Origin of the sequence: Luteimonas panaciterrae, assembly GCF_020511115.1 — a bacterium.
GTDB lineage: Bacteria > Pseudomonadota > Gammaproteobacteria > Xanthomonadales > Xanthomonadaceae > Luteimonas > Luteimonas panaciterrae.
In genome coordinates, this window is record NZ_JAJAVH010000007.1 from 194,268 (window position 1) to 211,059 (window position 16,792).

Here is a 16,792-nt window from a genome sequence, read left to right on the forward strand (position 1 = left end):
CAGCGTGCTGAGGCCATCGCCACCGGTCAATTACGCACTTCCAGGTAACCATTGCCATGTCCGCCTCCCAGCTTCGTCACGGCGACGTCTACGACCCTTCATGTTCGGCGCGCGATGTGCTCGAACTCATCGCCAGCAAGTGGGTGATGCTGATTCTGCCCGCGCTCGCGCAAGGCCCGCTCAGGAACGGCGAACTTCTGCGCAAGATCCGCGGTATTTCGCAGAAGGTGCTGACGCAGACGTTGAAGGATCTCGAACGCAACGGACTGGTGTCGCGGCTGGACATCGCCGACGTGCGCCCTCACGTGGAATACGATCTCACCGATCTCGGGCGCTCGCTATGCGGCACGCTGGAAGTGCTGGATCGCTGGGCCGAGACGCACTTTCCGGCGCTCGATCAGGCCAAGGAGCAATACGATCTTCGGCACGACGGCGGCGCGTGCTCCTGAGTGTGGGCCTGGGCGCGACGCACCGGATCCGTCACGAACGCCCGTAGACGTCCTCGTAACGCACGATGTCGTCCTCGCCGAGATAACCGCCGGACTGCACTTCGATCACTTCCAGCATCTCCGAGCCCGGATTCTCCAGCCGGTGCCGCGCGCCCAGCGGAATGTAGGTCGACTGATTGGGATGCAGGTCGAACACGTCATTGTCGCGCGTGATACGCGCGGTGCCGCGCACCACGATCCAATGCTCCGCGCGATGCTTGTGCGATTGCAGCGACAGTCGCGCGCCCGGTTTGACCTTGATGCGCTTGACCTGGAAGCCGTCATCGGCATCGATGGAATCGTAGCTGCCCCAGGGCCGGTGCACTTCGCGATGCAGGACCGCATGGCTGCGCTGATCGGCCTTGAGCTTCGCCACCACATCCTTGACCTGCTGCACGCGATCCTTGCGCGCCACCAGCACGGCATCGTCGGTTTCCACCACGACCAGATCATCGACGCCGACCAGCGCCACCAGTCGTCGCGCATAGGCGTAGCTGTTGCGCGTATCCACTGCGATCACGTCGCCGTGATGCGCGTTGCCGTCGCCGTCCTGTTCGCTGACTTCCCACAGCGCCGACCACGAACCGACGTCGTTCCAGCCGATATCCACCGGCAGCACCATCGCGTGATCGGTCTTCTCCATCACCGCGTAGTCGATGGAATCCGAAGGACTGGCGGCGAATGCTTCCTTGTCGAGGCGGATGAAATCGCCGTCGTTCTTGGCCGTTTCGAAAGCGCGGCGCACCGCGATGAGGATATCGGGACGGAAGCGCTCCAGCTCGGCCAGATAGCGCGAAGCGCGGAACAGGAACATGCCGCTGTTCCAGTAGTAGCCGCCGGCATCCAGATAGCCCTGCGCCGTGGCAGCGTCGGGTTTCTCGACGAAGCGCAGCACGCGGCGCACCCCGTCGCCCTCGGCGTCGGCTTGTATGTAGCCGAACCCCGTCTCCGGAGCCTCCGGCACGATTCCGAACGTGATCAGCGCATCTCCCGCGACGGCCGCTGCAGTTTCGACCGCGCGCCTGAATGCCTGCACGTCACGCACCACGTGATCGGAAGGCAGCACCAGCAGCAGCGGATCGTCGCCGCCCGCCAGCGCCTGCAATGCCGCCGCCGCGATCGCGGGCGCGGTGTTGCGACCCACCGGTTCGAGCAGGATCGCGGCATGTTCCACCCCGACCAGCCGAAGCTGCTCGGCGGCGAGGAAACGATGCTCCTCGTTGGCCACCACGATCGGCGCGGCGGCGGCCAGCGGTGCCACGCGCTCCCACGTGTCCTGCAGCATCGTCCGCTCGCCGGCCAGCGCCAGGAACTGCTTGGGATAGGCCTCGCGCGACAATGGCCATAGGCGCGTCCCCGACCCTCCCGACAGCAGGACCGGTTGCACGCGTGGATTTGCTGAACTCATGGACCATCTCGCCCGTTGCGTGCCGGGAGTTTACCCTGTTGCACGTCAACAAGAGGCCGCACCCCTTGCCACACTCCGCCATACCGCGCGACCAGCAGCGTCTGGATTGGGCCCGGACCGCCACCGGCCACGATGCGCTCGATCTGCAACGCGCATCCGTCGACGCGGGTTTCCGCAGCTACTGGCGCGCCACCGCCGATGGTCAAACCTCGATGCCCTCGACGACCTGGATCGTCATGGACTCGCCTCCCGACAAGGAGGACGCCCGTCCCTGGCTACGCATGCGCGAACTGCTCGTGGCCGGCGGCGTGCGCGTGCCCGAGGTGCTGGCGCAGGATGTCGAGCATGGCTTCCTGCTGCTCGAAGACCTCGGCGGCCCGACGCTCGCGCAAATCTTGAACGAAGACAATGCCGATGCGCATTTCGACGCCGCGATCGAACAGTTGCTGCGACTGCAGTCGATCGCGCCTCCGTCCGATCTCGGCAGCTTCGGCGAAGCATTGCTGCAACGCGATGCGGGGTTGTTCGAGGAATGGTTCCTCGGGCGTCATCTCGGGCTGCAACTGGACTGCGGCGACAGCGATCGCCTGGAACTCGTGCAACGCCGCCTGATGGACAACGCGCTGGGGCAGAAACGCGTGCTCACCCATCGCGATTACATGCCGCGCAACCTGATGCCCGTATCCGACGGGCCGGCCGTGCTGGATTTCCAGGACCTGGTCAGCGGCCCGATCGCCTACGACCCGGTCAGCCTGTTCAAGGATGCCTTCCTCAGCTGGCCACTGGCGCGCGTGGATGGCTGGCTCGCGCGCTACCACGCGCGCGCGGCGGCGGCCGGACTTCCCGTGCCCGCTCTCGATGTCTTCATGCGCGATGCCGACTGGCTCGGCGTGCAACGCCATCTCAAGATCCTCGGCATCTTCTCGCGTCTGCATCATCGCGATGGCAAGTCGCGCTACATTGCCGACGCGCCGCGCTTCATCGCCTATCTCGACGAAGTGTTGCCGCGGCATCCGCAGCTGCACCCACTCATCGATCTGATCGAAATGCGGGTGAAGCCGGCCATGCGCACAGGCGTCGCCGCATGAAGGCATTGATCTTCGCCGCCGGGCTCGGCGAACGCATGCGCCCGCTCACCGAAACCACGCCGAAGCCCTTGTTGCAGGCGGGCGGTAAACCCCTGATCGTCTGGCATCTGGAAAAACTGGCGGCGCTCGGCATCCGCGATGTGGTGATCAACACCTCGTGGCTGGCCGAACAGTTCCCACGCACGCTCGGCGACGGCGCGCACTGGGGATTGCGCATCGCCTATTCCTACGAAGGCGGGACGCCGCTGGAAACCGGCGGCGGCATGCTGCATGCCCTACCCTTGCTCGGCGCCGAGCCCTTCCTGCTGGTCAACGGCGACATCTGGACCGATTTCGATTTCGCCACGCTGCCGCTCTCACCGCCCGGGCTCGCGCACCTGGTCATGGTCGACTCGCCCGGATATGCCACGCAGGGCGATTTCGCCCTCGACGAAAACGGCCTCGTGCGTTCGGAAGGCGCGCGCATGCTCACCTATTCCGGCATCGGCATCTACCGGCCGGAACTGCTCGCCGGATGGCGCGGGACGATCGATCCGACAGCGGAGGCGCAGCAGACACCGCCGCGCTTCAAGCTCGCTCCGCTGCTGCGCGCGGCGATGAAAGATGGAAGCATTTCCGGCGAACACCATCGCGGCGCCTGGACCGACGTCGGCACACCGGAACGATTGCGACAACTCGATGCATCGCTCGCCATGCACGGCGAAAACACGTCAAGCCGACAATAAGCGGTTTGGAATTCCGGGAAGAACGAATCAAGGATTCGTCCGCGCGGTGAAACAACCCGCGCGGATCGGATGACGCGGCTTCGAACCGTCGCGCTCACACCACAACATCCTTGCAACGCCGATTACCGATCCGTAACGCAGAAAGGCGACGACGCCCTACCTCTGCGTCATTTCGATTCGTTATCTGAAAATCAGAAGGACGCGTTGGGGTGATGCGCGCCGGATGCGTTCTGTGTAAGGGGACGCGAAGAGCCGAGAGCTGAGCGTCACTCGCTCACTCTTTACCAGTATGGAAATCACTCGATGAAGAAGTTGTCTAAGCGGAAATTCGCCGTTCTCGGACTCGTCGCCGCCTGCGCCGGTGTCCTCGTCATCGCACGCCAACCGGCCGCGCAATCACCGACGATCGGCACGCAACATAATCCCCTCGCCACCAACAGCAATACCCTCAGCGGATTGCTATCGCCGACATCCCAGCCCGTCGCGTATTCGACTCCGACCCCACGCAATCCCGCGCAAGCGAAACTTGGTGCCGGCCAATTGCTGCAGGCAGTGCAATTGTTCGCGCAGAACCAGAGCGGGATCGCGCCGGCATCGCAGAACAGCACGCCGGCACGCGCAACCCGGAGCAGCACATCTCAAGCCTCCATCGCGGCGCAGATCGCCGCGCTCGACGCGGCCGGCATTCCACTGAGTTTCCGCGACGGCGAGAAGGTCAAGATCAACATCAATCTGGGGCTGCCCTTCGAGGAGCTCCAGAATCCGAGCCTGCTCGATCGCGCCACTTCCACGCTGCACGAAACCCTGCTTTCCGCCGGCCTGGAAGCGCAGAAGATCAACGGCTCCCCCAGCCTCGAGGCCAAGGTGCCGCTGGCACGCCTGGAATGGGTGGCAGGCCTGGCTTCTGTAGCCCAGGTTTCGTTGATGGTGATGCCGCAAACCGTGGCGTTCACCGATGGCGCCGGCGCGAGCAATCTCGACAAGCTGCGTTCGCTCGGCAATTACGATCAGCTGACGGCGGGATTGCGTCGCGATCTCAAGGGCGAAGGGCTGACGATCGCCGTATTCGACCAGTTCGCCGACACCGCCGGCGAAATCAAGAAACTGCAGGACGCTAGCGAATGGCCGAAAAACACCACGTCCGTGACCGACAAAGTGACGCTGTTCAAACCGACGGCGGGTGCGTTCGGTTACACCGCGCAGAAACACGGCAACGCCGTGGTCGAGATCGTCTACGACCTCGCGCCTGAAGCCAAATACCGTATCTACGACGCCGGCCAGACTGGCGATTGGGTGAAAGGTATCCAGGATGCGGCCAATCTCAATGCGCTCAATGAGCCACAGGGTGAACCACGCGCGCAGGTGATCACCGCATCGCAGGGCACGACGCTGCTCGCTCCCGGCGACGGCACCAGCACCGGCAGCAGTAATCTCAAAGGGCTGTACGATGCGCTAGAAGCTGCCTCACGCAATGGCGTCCTGATCTTCAACGCAGCCGGCAACGAAGCAGACGGCAAGTATTGGGACGGCGACGCCACCGCCGGGGATGGCATCAATGTTGTGCAGGATTTCGACGCCGGCAACCGCGATGCCAACGATCAGCCGATCCTCGACAGCATCAATCGTGTGCGCAACACGCAGTTCGCCGACTGCGTCCCCGTCGGCTCGACCGTCCGCGCCAATGATGGCTTCGCACAGATCATCGTGAGACTGGCCTGGAACGATTGGACCAGCGCCAACAACACGACCAATGCCGATTACAAGCTCGAATTGGTGTATTGGGGTGATGAAGTGCGCAACTGGTTGGGGCAAGTCACTCAGGCAGCTGGTTGGAGAGTGCTCAATACGGCCGACACCGCTCAGACTGGCCAGCCCGGCCAGGAACCCACCGAATTCGTCGGCGTGCAACTTCCCAGCGCGGCCAAGACTTCGCAGTGCAATGGCGTTTTCAATTGGTCGGGAGCCGGTTTCGCCGGCGGCGGCAAGTTCGGCGTTCGCGTGACTCGCAAGACCGCCAATGTGAGCAATTTCCTGCGGCTGTCCGCGAGCGGTTACAACGGCAAGCTGGGATATTCGCAGTCGGCTCGCTCACTCGTTCAACCCGCTGATCTGGCCAGCGTCGTCACGGTGGCGGCCCTGGACGCGGCGACCTCGAACCTGGAAGCCTACAGCTCACGCGGCCCGATCCTGGCTGCCGGTGGCGCGCGTCCGGCAGGACAGGCCGAGGGCAACGCCAAGCCCGATCTGGCGAATTTCGCCAACGTCGACACCGTCAGCTACGGCGACAATGCGTTCAACGGCACATCCTCCGCGACACCGCACGCCGCCGCGCTGGCACTGCTCGGCCTGCAACATCAGCGCCAGCTCACCAACGCGACGGTGCCGGCGCCGTTGCCAGCGGATGCGACCGCGCAGCAGAAAGCCGATCGCGCCGCCTTGTTGAAGCAGCGCAACGTCAATCTGTCCGATTCGACCTACGACTCCCTGATCTACGTCGCCAGCACCGGCGGCAATGATCTGGGCGATGCAGGATTGGACGCCAGCTATGGTCATGGCCGCCTCAAGTTCCACGACCAGGCGGAAGCCTGCTTCCTGGCGGCGACCTATGACGCCAAGTATCGCTCGCTGCTGCCGGCGCAGCTCAGTCCGCTCCCCGAAGGGCAGAAGAGCTACGACCAGCTGCAGACCGAGAACAGCACGCTCTGCGCGGCCGTGGCCGCCGGCAACGCAATTGCGCCGACAGCGGTGAATTGAACCACTGAAGCGCAAGACGTCCGCGCCGCTGCGGGGCGGCGCGGGCTCTCTCCTCAGCACCGGGGGAATCTCCGGTGCTTTTTTTATTCCGGTGATCAGGCGATCGGCCGGGCAGCGAACGGCATTCCGATCTCGGCCCTCACACGCTTGCATGTGACATCATCGGACGGAAGAATTCGCGGCGAAAACCTTCCATGCCCGCCCTGCAATGACCGCGAATCCGATTTCGACCAGCAAGTTCCTCAGCCTGATCCTGCGCCACGAACCCGAGGCGATCGGCCTGATGCTGGACGGCCAGGGCTGGGCACAAATCGATGAATTGATCCTGCTCGCCAACGCGCGCGGGCATGCGCTGTCGCGCGATCTCGTCGAACAGGTCGTACGCGAGAGCGACAAGAAGCGCTTCGCGATCAGCGACGACGGCCTGCGCATTCGCGCCAACCAGGGCCATTCGATCGGAATCGACCTGGCATTGACGCCGCAAGCCCCTCCATCCACGCTCTACCACGGCACAGCGACCCGCTTCGCTGCGTCGATCCGCGAACAGGGATTGCTCAAACGCGATCGCCAGCACGTGCACCTGTCGCCAGATACCGATACCGCGATCAAAGTCGGCAGTCGTCACGGCAAGCCTCTGGTGTTGACGATCCGCGCGGGCGAGATGCACGAACGCGGCATGGCTTTCTTCCGTTCCGAGAACGGCGTCTGGCTGACCGACGCCGTGGCGCCGGAATTCATCGACTGGCCCGCGCAGGAGTGACGCATGCGATTGAGCGCACTGCAAGGCGACATCACCACGCTCGCGCTCGATGCGATCGTCAACGCGGCCAATTCCTCGCTGCTCGGCGGCGGCGGCGTGGACGGGGCGATCCATCGCGCCGCCGGCCCCGATCTCGTTGCCGAATGCCGTCTTCTGCACGGCTGCAAGACCGGGGAGGCCAAGCTCACACGCGGCTATCGCCTGCCGGCGAAATACGTGATCCACACGGTCGGCCCGGTCTGGCGCGGCGGCAGCGATGGCGAGCCGGAATTGCTGGCTTCGTGCTATCGGCGCTCGCTCGAAGTCGCGGCGAAGCATGACATCGCCAGCATCACTTTCCCGTGCATCAGCACCGGCATCTTTGGGTATCCGCCAGAGCCTGCGGCGCGCATCGCCATCGCGACGGTGCGCGAAACGCTGGCGTCGCTCGATGCGATCGAGGAAGTGGTGTTCTGTTGTTTCTCGACGGGCGATCTCGCCATCTATCGCGACCTGCTCGCTGAAACCTGATCGTCATTGCCGCGCAGGCGGGAATGACGACAGTCGAGTGACGAGGGATCAGTCGATTCCCAAGGTCTGACGCAGGAACGGCACGGTGATGCGCCGCTGCGCCGCGAGCGACGCGCGATCGAGCGTGTCGAGCAGCGCGGCCAGGCTGGCGAGGTCGCGATCGACGCGCTTGAGCAGCCAGTCGATCGCCGCATCCTCGATCACCAGGCCACGGCGTTGTGCGCGAAGGCGCAGCATCTCGCGCCGGCCGGCGTCGCCGAGCATCGTCAGCACGACACGCGTGCACTGCGAGAGTCGAGAATGCAGATCCGGCAGCACCAACCCCAAGGCATCCGGCGCCTTGCGCGCGGTGTAGAGCACGGCCTTGCCCGCGTCGAAGGCACGATTATGGAAATCGAACAGCGCGACCTCGTCATCGCGATCACCGGCGATGACGTCGAGTCCGTCGAGCGCGATCAGATCGTTGTCGTGCAGGGACGCGAGCGCATCGCGCAGTCTTCCCGCGGCCGCCGTCAGTGGCAGATAGGCACTGCGACGCCCCGCGGATTCGGCCGCGGCGCAAGCAGCGAGCGCCAGATGCGTCTTGCCCGCCCCCGCGCTTCCAGTGAGATAGAGCCCACGGACAATCGCCTCATCCGCCGCGCGCTCACCATCCACTCCTGACGACATCGCCACCAACAGCGGCAACGCGCCCTCGGGCGCGGCAACGAAGGTCTCGAAGCGCTGATCCGGCGGATAGCGCAAGGCCAGGGGCAGTTGCGCACCCTGCCCTGCGCCCGCTCCCGTCTTCGGACCTGAAACCGACCGGCTCACGCCTGGTCGCCGTCCTTGCCGTCGTTGGAAGGTTTGGCGCTGTCCGGAACGATGATGCTGCTTTCAGCGGGCGCTTCCGGCATCACGATCGCCGGCGCATCGCCGGCGTACAGGCGGCTGTGCGTGTAGCGCTCGTGCGCGTAGCGCAGCAGCACGTTGGCGACCGCCGCCACCGGCAGCGCCAGCAGCATGCCGAGGAAGCCGAACAGTTGCCCGCCCGCGAGCACGGCGAAGATCACCGCCACCGGATGCAGGCCGATGCGATCGCCGACCAGTTTCGGCGTCAGCCAATAGCTCTCGATGATTTGGCCGATGCCGAACACCGCCAGCACGCCCGCCACGTGTTTCCAGTCGCCGTATTGCACCAGCGCGGCGATCACGCCGAACACCACGCCGCTGACCGGGCCGAGATACGGCACGAAGGTGAGCAAGCCGGCGACGATGCCGATCAACAGACCGAGATCGAGCCCCACCGCCCACAACCCGAAGCCGTACATCGCGCCCAGGATCAGCATCACCGTGAACTGGCCGCGCAGGAAACCGCCGAGCATGCTGCTGGACTCGTTGGCCAGCCGCGAAACGGTGCCCAGGTACGCACGCGGCACCAGCGCGGCGACGCGTTCGATGAAGACGTCCCAGTCGCGCAGGAAGAAGAACGTCAGCACCGGGATCAGCACGATGTTGGCCATCCATGCGAACAGCGCGAAACCCGAACGCGACAGATAGCCGAGCGCGGTGGTGGCGATGCCGCCGGCGCGCTCCCAGTGCGTGCGGACCTGCTCGATCAGGTATTCCGGATCGAGCCAGGTGGCGATCTCCAGACCGGTGCGATGCTCGATCCACGGCACGGCGGTGTAGATGAACCAGTCGCGATACTGCGGCAGCGATTCGACCAGGGTGAGGATCTGGCGCTGGATGGTCGGCACCAGGATCACCAGCAGCAAGGCCAGCAGCAGCGCCATCAAGGTGAACACCAGGATCACCGCGGTGTTGCGCGAGCGGCCGCGGCGCTCGAGCCAGTCGACCAGCGGATCGCCCAGCCAGCCCAGCAGCGCGGCGACCACGAACGGCGTGAGCACGGGGCCGAGCAGCCAGATCAGCCAGCCGGCGGCGAGCGCCACCAGCGCCCACTGCAGGCGTTTGAGGAACAGCGCGATGTCGCCCAGCGCTTCAGCGTTCATGTTCGAGGCCTCAGCGCAGGGTGAACACGACGGGTGCGACGATCGGGCCCGTCGCTTCGCCTTCCGGACTGCTCACTTCCACCAGTGCGCCGTCGCCGCCGAGCATGCGCCGGAATCCGGGCAGACCGGTCAGCAGGTCGAGATCGACTTCCAGCGCTTCCGGCGTCGCCCGCACCGGCGTCACGCCGCGCACCACCGACATGCCCTGGAGGATCGCGGTCAGGCGGATGTAGTCGTCGGCGCTGCGCAGGCCGGTGAAGATAACGCGGTACTTGCCCGGCTGCCCCGCTGCGCTGCGCTTGGCGTATTTCTTCATCAGCGCGTCGGCCGCGCCATCGGCGCCGTTGGCCATCGCCTGGCGCGCGTCGCCCTCGTTGCCGCTCCACTTCGACAGCACGCGCCCGTTGTCGACGAAGACCCAATCGGCGGTCCAGCCGCCCTTGTCGCGATAGAGCTTGCCGATCAGCTGCATCGGCGGGCTGTAGCGCGCCGACAGGCGCGCGATGGCGGCGGTATCGCCGCGCCAGATCGCGCCCACGGCGGCCTGCTCCGCGGCGCTGCCGGAAGGCAGGCCGAGGCGGTAGCCGCGCTCGATCGCCCGCTGCAGCACCGAACGGGCGACGTTGTTCTGCGCCAGGCCCACCAGCCGCGCACCCGAACCGTCGTCAATCGCCAGCCACAGCACCGGCTTCGGCCGCGGCTCCGGCCAGACCGGCAGTCCCAGGGCCGAGGCGATGCCGTCCACGTCCGCCTGCTTGAAGCGCACCACCAGCGTGGTGCGATAGGTCGGCGTGCCGTTGGGGGTGGTGCCCTCGTCCTGGCGGTAGTCGTAGGTGTCGACGAAATCCCTGGCGCGGCGCAATTCCTTGCCCACGCCCGGGCGGGAGGGCGCGCCACGGTCGCCGGACAGCTTGCTCAGCACCTGCGCCAGCGCGCGGGCGAAGGCGCCGTTGCGGGCGGCATCGGTCTGGTCCTTCACCGGCACTTCGGCCTCGTAGACGCCCTGCGCCGCCGCGCGATCGCCTTCCACGCGCTGGGCCTGGGCGGTCGTCCCGGCGACGCATAGGGCAGCCGCCAGCAACCACTTCCAATGTCCCGTGAACCGGAATGCCAGACGCATCATTCGTCCTTCAGCCAAAGAATTCGGAGGAAATGGTAGCGCAGCCGCCACTTCAGCCGTGATTTCGTCGCCTGCGCCCGCTGTGGCGCTGTTAAAATTCATGGTTTCCCGCCTCAGCGACCGCCGTGACGACTCCCACACCCCTCACCTACCGCGATGCGGGCGTCGATATCGACGCCGGCAACGAAGTCGTCGAACGCATCAAGCCGCTGGTCAAGCGCAGCTTCCGCCCCGAGGTGATGGGCGGACTGGGCGGCTTCGGCGCGCTGTTCGACCTGTCGAACAAGTATCGCGAACCGGTGCTGGTCTCCGGCACCGACGGCGTCGGCACCAAGCTCAAGCTCGCCCAGCAGCTGAACCGCCACGACACCATCGGCATCGACCTGGTCGGCATGTGCGTGAACGACGTGCTGGTGCAGGGCGCCGAGCCGCTGTTCTTCCTCGACTACTTCGCCACCGGCAAGCTCGACGTGGACACCACGGTGGCCGTGGTCGGCGGCATCGCCAGGGGCTGCGAACTGGCCGGCTGCGCGCTGATCGGCGGCGAGACCGCCGAGATGCCCGACATGTATCCGCCGGGCGAATACGACCTCGCCGGCTTCACCGTCGGCGCCGTGGAAAAATCGCAGCTGCTCGACGGCAGCAAGGTCGGCAAGGGCGACGTGCTGATCGGCATCGCCTCCAGCGGCCCGCATTCCAACGGCTATTCGCTGATCCGCCGCATCTATGACCGCGCCGGACGTCCCGCCGATCTCGACGTCGGCGGCGTCAAGCTGGTCGACGCGCTGATGGCGCCCACCACGCTGTACGTGAAGCCGATCCTGGAACTGCTGCGCGGCGAACACGGCCCGCGCATCCACGCCATGGCGCACATCACCGGCGGCGGCCTCACCGAGAACATCATCCGCGTCGTGCCCGACGGCCTCGGCCTCGACATCACCGCCTCCACGCTGACACTGCCGCCGGTCTTCGACTGGCTGCAACGCGAAGGCGCGGTGCCGGACGCCGAAATGTGGCGCACCTTCAACTGCGGCATCGGTTTCGTGCTGATCACCTCGACGGACAGCGCCGCCGCGATCGAGGCCGAACTCGATCGCCTCGCACTCGCCCATCGCCGCATCGGCGAAGTGGTCGCCGCGCGCGGTGACGAGCGCGTCCGGATCGGATAAGGCATCCTCAGAGCAGAGCAGCTCGCTCCATCTTCACCCGCTCATCACTTCATATCCGAACCGGCGCGAAATCTTCCCGCCCTGTCCCGGTTTCATCCCCAAACGTTCCTGTCCCCGGCGCCGCCATCTGGCTAGCGTCGATATCCATCCGGCGCGCCGCGCCGGAGGGTTTCTTCGAACAGGAAGGGGGTTCCCATGTTTGGCAATGGAGATGGCATTTCCCGGCTACGGCGTTCGCTCGCCGTCGCCGCGGCCAGCGGGCTGTTGCTGGCGTCCTCGCTCGCGCAGGCGAGCTTCGAGAGTCACTACGGTGAAAAGGAATGGCGCGACGGCGGCGAGGACGTCAAGGCCGTGCGTTATTGCAAAGGCGGCGGTTCGGTCGTCGCGGGCACGCGGTACTCGCCCGATGGCGCGAGCGAAGTTCTGATCGTCCACGCCGACAACAACGGCGCGGTCATTCCGCCCGCGCAATGGACCTATCGCATTGCCGGCGCCGAGAAATCCAGCGCCTACGGCATCGTCGAATTGCAGGACGGCCGTGGATTCGCCGTCACCGGCGCCGTGAACACGGGCGATGGCAGTCAGATTTTCGTCCTGCAGATCAATTGCGAAGGCAAGCCGCTCTGGACCACCCTGCTCGGCAATCGCAGCGACAAGAATCGCGCCACGGGTTACGACATCCTGCAGAGCGCCAGCAAGGGCGATGTGGTCGTGGTCGGCGACGAACTCGACAGCGACGGCGGCCTCGGACGCGGGCGCATCGCACGTCTGGACCTGTCCGGCGGCGTACTCTGGGATCGGGGCTACGACGGACCGGAAGTCGGTCTTGGTCTGCGCTTCCGCGCGGTGACCGAGAATCTGGCCAGCAGCGGCGCCTCCACCGATCTGGTCGTGGCGGGCTCCGCCATCGACAAGAACACTCTGCGCCGTGCCCTGATGTTCCGCACCGATGGCGGCGGTAATCCAGTGTGCAATTCGATCCTCGGCGACGGTCAGGATCATCGTGATTTCCTCGGCCTCACCGCGCTGCGCACGCCGAATTTCCTCGGCGAGACGGTGCTGGTCGGTGTCGTGTCCGGGCTCGACGAAGGGGCTCCGACCAGTGCGTATCTGGCGCGCTACACGCGCGGCGGTTGTTCGGTGCGGATCCAGAGCGTCGTTTCCGACATCGGCAACGTCTACGCCTACGACGTCGCGGAAACACCCGAACTGGGCACCAGCGGCAGCGCGCTTGCCGTCGTCGGCACGATCAGCAATGCGAGTGCCGGCACGCGCGGCCATCTGTTCGTCGCCAACATCAGCAATCTGCTGTTCAACATCGCCCCGCCGCGGCTGTACGGCAACAAGCTCAAGCATGCCGAAACGCTGTTCGCGATCGATCGCAAGGCCGATCACTTCGTTCTGGCCGGCAGCACGTTCAGCGATCCCGAGCATGTCGGCGATTCACAAGACTTTTTCCTCGTGCAGACCGATACCGGCATGTGGACCGGATGCACCGATCCCTGGAAGCCCGAGGTGAAGGCGTCGACGCCGAATCCGAAGAACTTCCCGCCTCGCGTCGAGAAGATCGTCGAGTTCAAGCAGACGGACAGTGCATTGGGCGACGCGCACGATGCCGGCATCGACTGCGATCCCACCAAGGACTGCGAGGCGGTGATCAACAACGGCACGGTGAAGCTCGGCGTGTCCAAGACCGGCTACCTCAACGTCGATTGCCCGGATGCCAAGCCGTCGATCGGACGCGCCAGCACCACACGCGTCGGCCTGCGCTACATGAAGTCGCCGCCTTCGGGAACCGATGAAGCCGATGCCGCCTCGCCCGGCTGCCCTTGCGAGGGTTGGGGCGTGGCCGCCGCCGATCTCGGCGTCACCGCGCACACCTCGATGTGGGAAGGCACCAGCGCCAACATGTTCGTCGATTCGTTCACCTACACGGCGAGCGATGCGACCTCCGTGGTGCGGATCCTCGACTCCTCGGGCGGCCCGTCGCTTCGCGTCACCCATCGCTACATTCCGATCACTGTCACGCCGTATCTGTATCGCGTGGAAGTGAAGATCGAGAACATCGGCACGAAGGCCATCAACGATCTGCGCTACACCCGCGGCATCGACTACGACGTGCCGCCGAATGCCTTCTCCGAATACATCACCATTCAAGGCGCGGCTTCGCCGATGGTGATCCAGGCGAACGACGACGGCTTCAATTCGGTCGATCCGCTCGCGCCCAACTTCAACTTCGGCGGCGTGGGCAATTTCATCGACTGGGGCGCCGGCGATTACGGCGCGCATTTCGACTTCAAGCTCGCCGGCACGCTGAATCCGGGACAGGCGCGCGGCCTGATCACCTACTACGGCGCGGCGCCGAAGGAAACGGCGGCTCTCAATGCCCTCAGCCTGGTCGGCGCGAACATCTACTCGCTCGGCCAGAGCAACTGGAGCGGCGGACCGTTCGGCTCCGGCGGCGGCCCGACCGGATCTTATGGATATACGACCGGTGAGCCGGTGACGTTCATGTACGGCGTCGACGGACGCGAACGATAAGGCGTCGCTTCCGCACTCCGGCCTCGTGACCGGAGTGCGGCTATCGCCGCGCAGCAAGCGAGGACGGCTCGAAGCACGCTTCGAGCCGTCACCGTTTCAGTCCTTCATCAACGCCCGGCCCCATCCGTGCGCGAGTACCGCATCGATGCGTCGTTGCAGCTCGGCGCGCATGCACTGCTCCAGCGCGCACTCGTTCAACACGTAATAGGCCGATCGCACCACCTCGCGCCAGCGCGGATGACGCGGCAGTTTCGCCAATGTCAGATAGCGCTCCATAGCGCGGGCGCGCAGGCGGCCGTCGTCGATCGTGACGCGCCAGATGCGGCTCTTCTCCGCGAACTCGAGCCGGCGCAATCCCGTGCTGCGTTCCCATGCCTCGACCACGCCCAGCATCAACTCGACGAGCGCGTAGCGGAACGATTCGCGTGTACCCGCATCATCCGTCGGCGAAGCGGTCGTTGCCGCCACGACTTCCCGCGTCATGCCCGCGGCGGCAACGGGAACGGCAACCGTCTCGGTCGCGGCACGCAGGCGGCGCCTCCCCTGCACGTGGGCGGCCGAAGTGCTCGCGAGGACCCATCGCCATGTCTTCATGCACCGTGTCCCTGGTTCGTCGCGACCGAAATCGCGGCGGCAATTGTTGTTCGGAGTCCCTAATCAACTCGCGAAACGATATTGCAACCCGACACGCTGTCCAGGAACGGACGATACATTTTTCCGAAAGGAGACGCGGCATCCGCGCCTCCCCGGCATCGGATCACCTTTACTGCGTGATGAATGCCTTGTACGGCAAGGGCAACGGCGATGCCCAGATCGCTGAATACGGGCAGTCGTTGCGCGCCGGCAATCCCTTGAAGCGATTGGCCAGATAGTTCAATGCGGGCAAGGCACCTTCCGCTTCACCCGCGATGTGCACCAATCCGATCAGCGGTATCGGCGTGAAGGTGCGCATCACCTCCACCGGAACGCCTTCGCGGCAGTATTGCAATGCAAGATCGTTGTCGGCCTTCACCGGAACGAGTTCGTCGAACTCGTCATGATAATTGAGGATCGGCACGGTGCGCGGCGCGCGCTTTCCGGCGAGCGTGTTGATGCCGAAGACGTACTTGCCGACCTTCGACTCCGGCACGGGCACCCATGGCTCCTTGGTGAACATTTCCAGCGGCGCCAGAACGGGACGCTTGAGAATCCCCTCGATTAAGGTTTCGTCCTGCGCGGAATCGATCAGCTGCTTGCCCGCGGGATTGAGGTACTCATAGATTCCCGCCTCCGGAAATGCGCGATCCAAACCGGCGATCGCCGTCACCAGCAAACTGCCAGCGACGAATTTGCCGTTGTTGTTGTAATACATCTGCACCAGATCGGACGCCGCGCTCGCACCGACCGCGGCGCCCTTGACGTTCAACTCCGGCGCATACGATTCCTTCAGATACGCGGCCCAGCCGGTGGCATGACCACCGCCGGAATAGCCCCACAAACCGACCGGCGTGTTGTACGCCAATCCGGCCGGCGCATAGTTCAACACCGCGCGCACGCCGTCGAGCACGCCGTGCCCGGCCTGCGGGCCGGCGATGAATTGTGCGTGCGGGCCTTCGTAGTCCGGATAGACGATCGCATACCCATAGGCCAACGCCGGCAGCGAAAGCGACACCTCGAACGTCGGATTGGCCAGCGCGCCCGCACTCAGCAAACCCGCGCGCAGCGTGTAGGAAGGCGCGGCGCGCGTGGTGGTGGAGTCCTGCGCCACTTGGTAGGAGATCAGTGGACGCGGCCCGCTCCCGATCCACGGCCCTTGCGGAACGAGCACCGTCGCCACCTGCGCCGTCGGTCTGTCGTGACTGTCGAGCGATTTGTACAACACCTGATAGGCGTTGATCTTCAAATTCTTGAGTTGCTCGAACCACGGAAAGAATTTCTCGGCCGAGCCGCCAAGCTCGCTCAGCACATCCGTGGACAGAAACGGCAACAGATATTGCGCATTGATCGTCCTGTCACGAAGCACTGTGCCATTGGGCAACGATTCGTAACCGGATGGCGGAACGTAGAACGGATCATCGTCCGGCAACGGCACGACTTCGGCATGCGCCGGATTCGCCGCGACACCGATCAATCCAAAGATCAAAGCAAATGCCCATGCGGCGAACCCGACATGGCGGCGCACAAACCTATCGCCGCGCGCACGCTGCGCCGGCTGGATGACAACACTCATCGCTTACCCTCCCGAGGTAATGGCAC

The 16,792-nt window shown here is 65.1% G+C and carries 14 protein-coding genes; 8 read left to right on the forward strand and 6 right to left on the reverse strand.

Translation table 11 applies throughout. The features are described 5' to 3' along the window. The first annotated feature begins 56 nt into the window (after positions 1–56). Positions 57–449 carry a winged helix-turn-helix transcriptional regulator gene (locus tag LG367_RS08965; RefSeq protein ID WP_226468903.1) on the forward strand — a complete coding sequence of 131 codons (393 nt, stop codon included), beginning with the start codon at positions 57–59 and terminating at the stop codon, positions 447–449. A 31-nt stretch (positions 450–480) separates the two neighbouring features. Here LG367_RS08965 and LG367_RS08970 read toward each other — a convergent pair whose 3' ends face one another. Next, entirely contained in the window at positions 481–1,896 is a 1,416-nt protein-coding gene (locus tag LG367_RS08970; protein ID WP_226468904.1) for a mannose-1-phosphate guanylyltransferase/mannose-6-phosphate isomerase, read from the reverse strand. Positions 1,897–1,934: 38 nt separating this feature from the next. Between LG367_RS08970 and LG367_RS08975 the strand changes: the two genes are divergently transcribed. The 5 genes from LG367_RS08975 (at position 1,935) to LG367_RS08995 (ending at position 7,733) form a co-directional block, all read left to right on the forward strand. Next, complete coding sequence (locus LG367_RS08975; RefSeq protein ID WP_425490938.1) at positions 1,935–2,984, forward strand: aminoglycoside phosphotransferase family protein; 1,050 nt, start codon at positions 1,935–1,937, stop codon at positions 2,982–2,984. Then, on the forward strand, positions 2,981–3,709 hold the full coding sequence (gene murU / locus LG367_RS08980) for an N-acetylmuramate alpha-1-phosphate uridylyltransferase MurU (protein ID WP_226468905.1): 729 nt from the start codon (positions 2,981–2,983) through the stop codon (positions 3,707–3,709). Before LG367_RS08975 ends, murU begins: the two co-directional genes overlap by 4 nt. Positions 3,710–4,012: 303 nt before the next feature. Further along, positions 4,013–6,463, forward strand: coding sequence for a S8 family serine peptidase (locus tag LG367_RS08985; RefSeq protein ID WP_226468906.1), 2,451 nt, complete (start codon positions 4,013–4,015; stop codon positions 6,461–6,463). A 208-nt stretch (positions 6,464–6,671) separates the two neighbouring features. After that, entirely contained in the window at positions 6,672–7,223 is a 552-nt protein-coding gene (locus LG367_RS08990) for an RNA 2'-phosphotransferase (RefSeq protein ID WP_226468907.1), read from the forward strand. A gap of 3 nt (positions 7,224–7,226) precedes the next feature. Beyond that, entirely contained in the window at positions 7,227–7,733 is a 507-nt protein-coding gene (locus LG367_RS08995; protein ID WP_226468908.1) for an O-acetyl-ADP-ribose deacetylase, read from the forward strand. A 48-nt stretch (positions 7,734–7,781) separates the two neighbouring features. On the opposite strand, the gene hda is transcribed toward LG367_RS08995, so the two are convergent. The 3 genes from hda to LG367_RS09010 are packed head-to-tail and all read right to left on the reverse strand — an operon-like array spanning position 7,782 to position 10,847. Beyond that, complete coding sequence (gene hda / locus LG367_RS09000) at positions 7,782–8,546, reverse strand: DnaA regulatory inactivator Hda (protein WP_226468909.1); 765 nt, start codon at positions 8,544–8,546, stop codon at positions 7,782–7,784. Continuing rightward, positions 8,543–9,727 carry an AI-2E family transporter gene (locus LG367_RS09005; protein WP_226468910.1) on the reverse strand — a complete coding sequence of 395 codons (1,185 nt, stop codon included), beginning with the start codon at positions 9,725–9,727 and terminating at the stop codon, positions 8,543–8,545. The genes hda and LG367_RS09005 overlap by 4 nt, the downstream gene beginning before the upstream one ends. Positions 9,728–9,737: 10 nt before the next feature. After that, the gene (locus LG367_RS09010; RefSeq protein WP_226468911.1) at positions 9,738–10,847 is read right to left on the reverse strand and encodes a DUF2066 domain-containing protein; all 1,110 of its coding nucleotides are present in this window, start codon (positions 10,845–10,847) and stop codon (positions 9,738–9,740) included. 125 nt (positions 10,848–10,972) lie between these two features. On the opposite strand from LG367_RS09010, the gene purM reads away from it, so the two are divergent. Together purM and LG367_RS09020 are read left to right on the forward strand one after the other, a co-directional pair. Continuing rightward, the gene (gene purM / locus LG367_RS09015) at positions 10,973–12,016 is read left to right on the forward strand and encodes a phosphoribosylformylglycinamidine cyclo-ligase (protein WP_226468912.1); all 1,044 of its coding nucleotides are present in this window, start codon (positions 10,973–10,975) and stop codon (positions 12,014–12,016) included. 195 nt (positions 12,017–12,211) lie between these two features. Then, the gene (locus LG367_RS09020) at positions 12,212–14,557 is read left to right on the forward strand and encodes a hypothetical protein (RefSeq protein ID WP_226468913.1); all 2,346 of its coding nucleotides are present in this window, start codon (positions 12,212–12,214) and stop codon (positions 14,555–14,557) included. 96 nt (positions 14,558–14,653) lie between these two features. Here the strand turns inward: LG367_RS09020 and LG367_RS09025 are convergent, their stop codons facing one another. Together LG367_RS09025 and LG367_RS09030 are read right to left on the reverse strand one after the other, a co-directional pair. Then, entirely contained in the window at positions 14,654–15,151 is a 498-nt protein-coding gene (locus tag LG367_RS09025; RefSeq protein WP_226468914.1) for a hypothetical protein, read from the reverse strand. Between the two features lie 169 nt (positions 15,152–15,320). Continuing rightward, positions 15,321–16,766, reverse strand: coding sequence for a lipase family protein (locus tag LG367_RS09030; RefSeq protein WP_226468915.1), 1,446 nt, complete (start codon positions 16,764–16,766; stop codon positions 15,321–15,323). Positions 16,767–16,792: the final 26 nt, after the last annotated feature.

Bases quoted from the DNA above. Each gene is read 5' to 3' on its own strand.
- LG367_RS08985 (WP_226468906.1), top strand. From the start codon at position 4,013: ATGAAGAAGTTGTCTAAGCGGAAATTCGCCGTTCTCGGACTCGTCGCC.
- LG367_RS08990 (WP_226468907.1), top strand. From the start codon at position 6,672: ATGACCGCGAATCCGATTTCGACCAGCAAGTTCCTCAGCCTGATCCTG.
- LG367_RS09025 (WP_226468914.1), bottom strand. From the start codon at position 15,151: ATGAAGACATGGCGATGGGTCCTCGCGAGCACTTCGGCCGCCCACGTG.
- LG367_RS08970 (WP_226468904.1), bottom strand. From the start codon at position 1,896: ATGAGTTCAGCAAATCCACGCGTGCAACCGGTCCTGCTGTCGGGAGGG.
- LG367_RS08995 (WP_226468908.1), top strand. From the start codon at position 7,227: ATGCGATTGAGCGCACTGCAAGGCGACATCACCACGCTCGCGCTCGAT.
- LG367_RS09030 (WP_226468915.1), bottom strand. From the start codon at position 16,766: ATGAGTGTTGTCATCCAGCCGGCGCAGCGTGCGCGCGGCGATAGGTTT.
- LG367_RS09010 (WP_226468911.1), bottom strand. From the start codon at position 10,847: ATGCGTCTGGCATTCCGGTTCACGGGACATTGGAAGTGGTTGCTGGCG.
- LG367_RS08965 (WP_226468903.1), top strand. From the start codon at position 57: ATGTCCGCCTCCCAGCTTCGTCACGGCGACGTCTACGACCCTTCATGT.
- LG367_RS09005 (WP_226468910.1), bottom strand. From the start codon at position 9,727: ATGAACGCTGAAGCGCTGGGCGACATCGCGCTGTTCCTCAAACGCCTG.
- LG367_RS09020 (WP_226468913.1), top strand. From the start codon at position 12,212: ATGTTTGGCAATGGAGATGGCATTTCCCGGCTACGGCGTTCGCTCGCC.
- murU (WP_226468905.1), top strand. From the start codon at position 2,981: ATGAAGGCATTGATCTTCGCCGCCGGGCTCGGCGAACGCATGCGCCCG.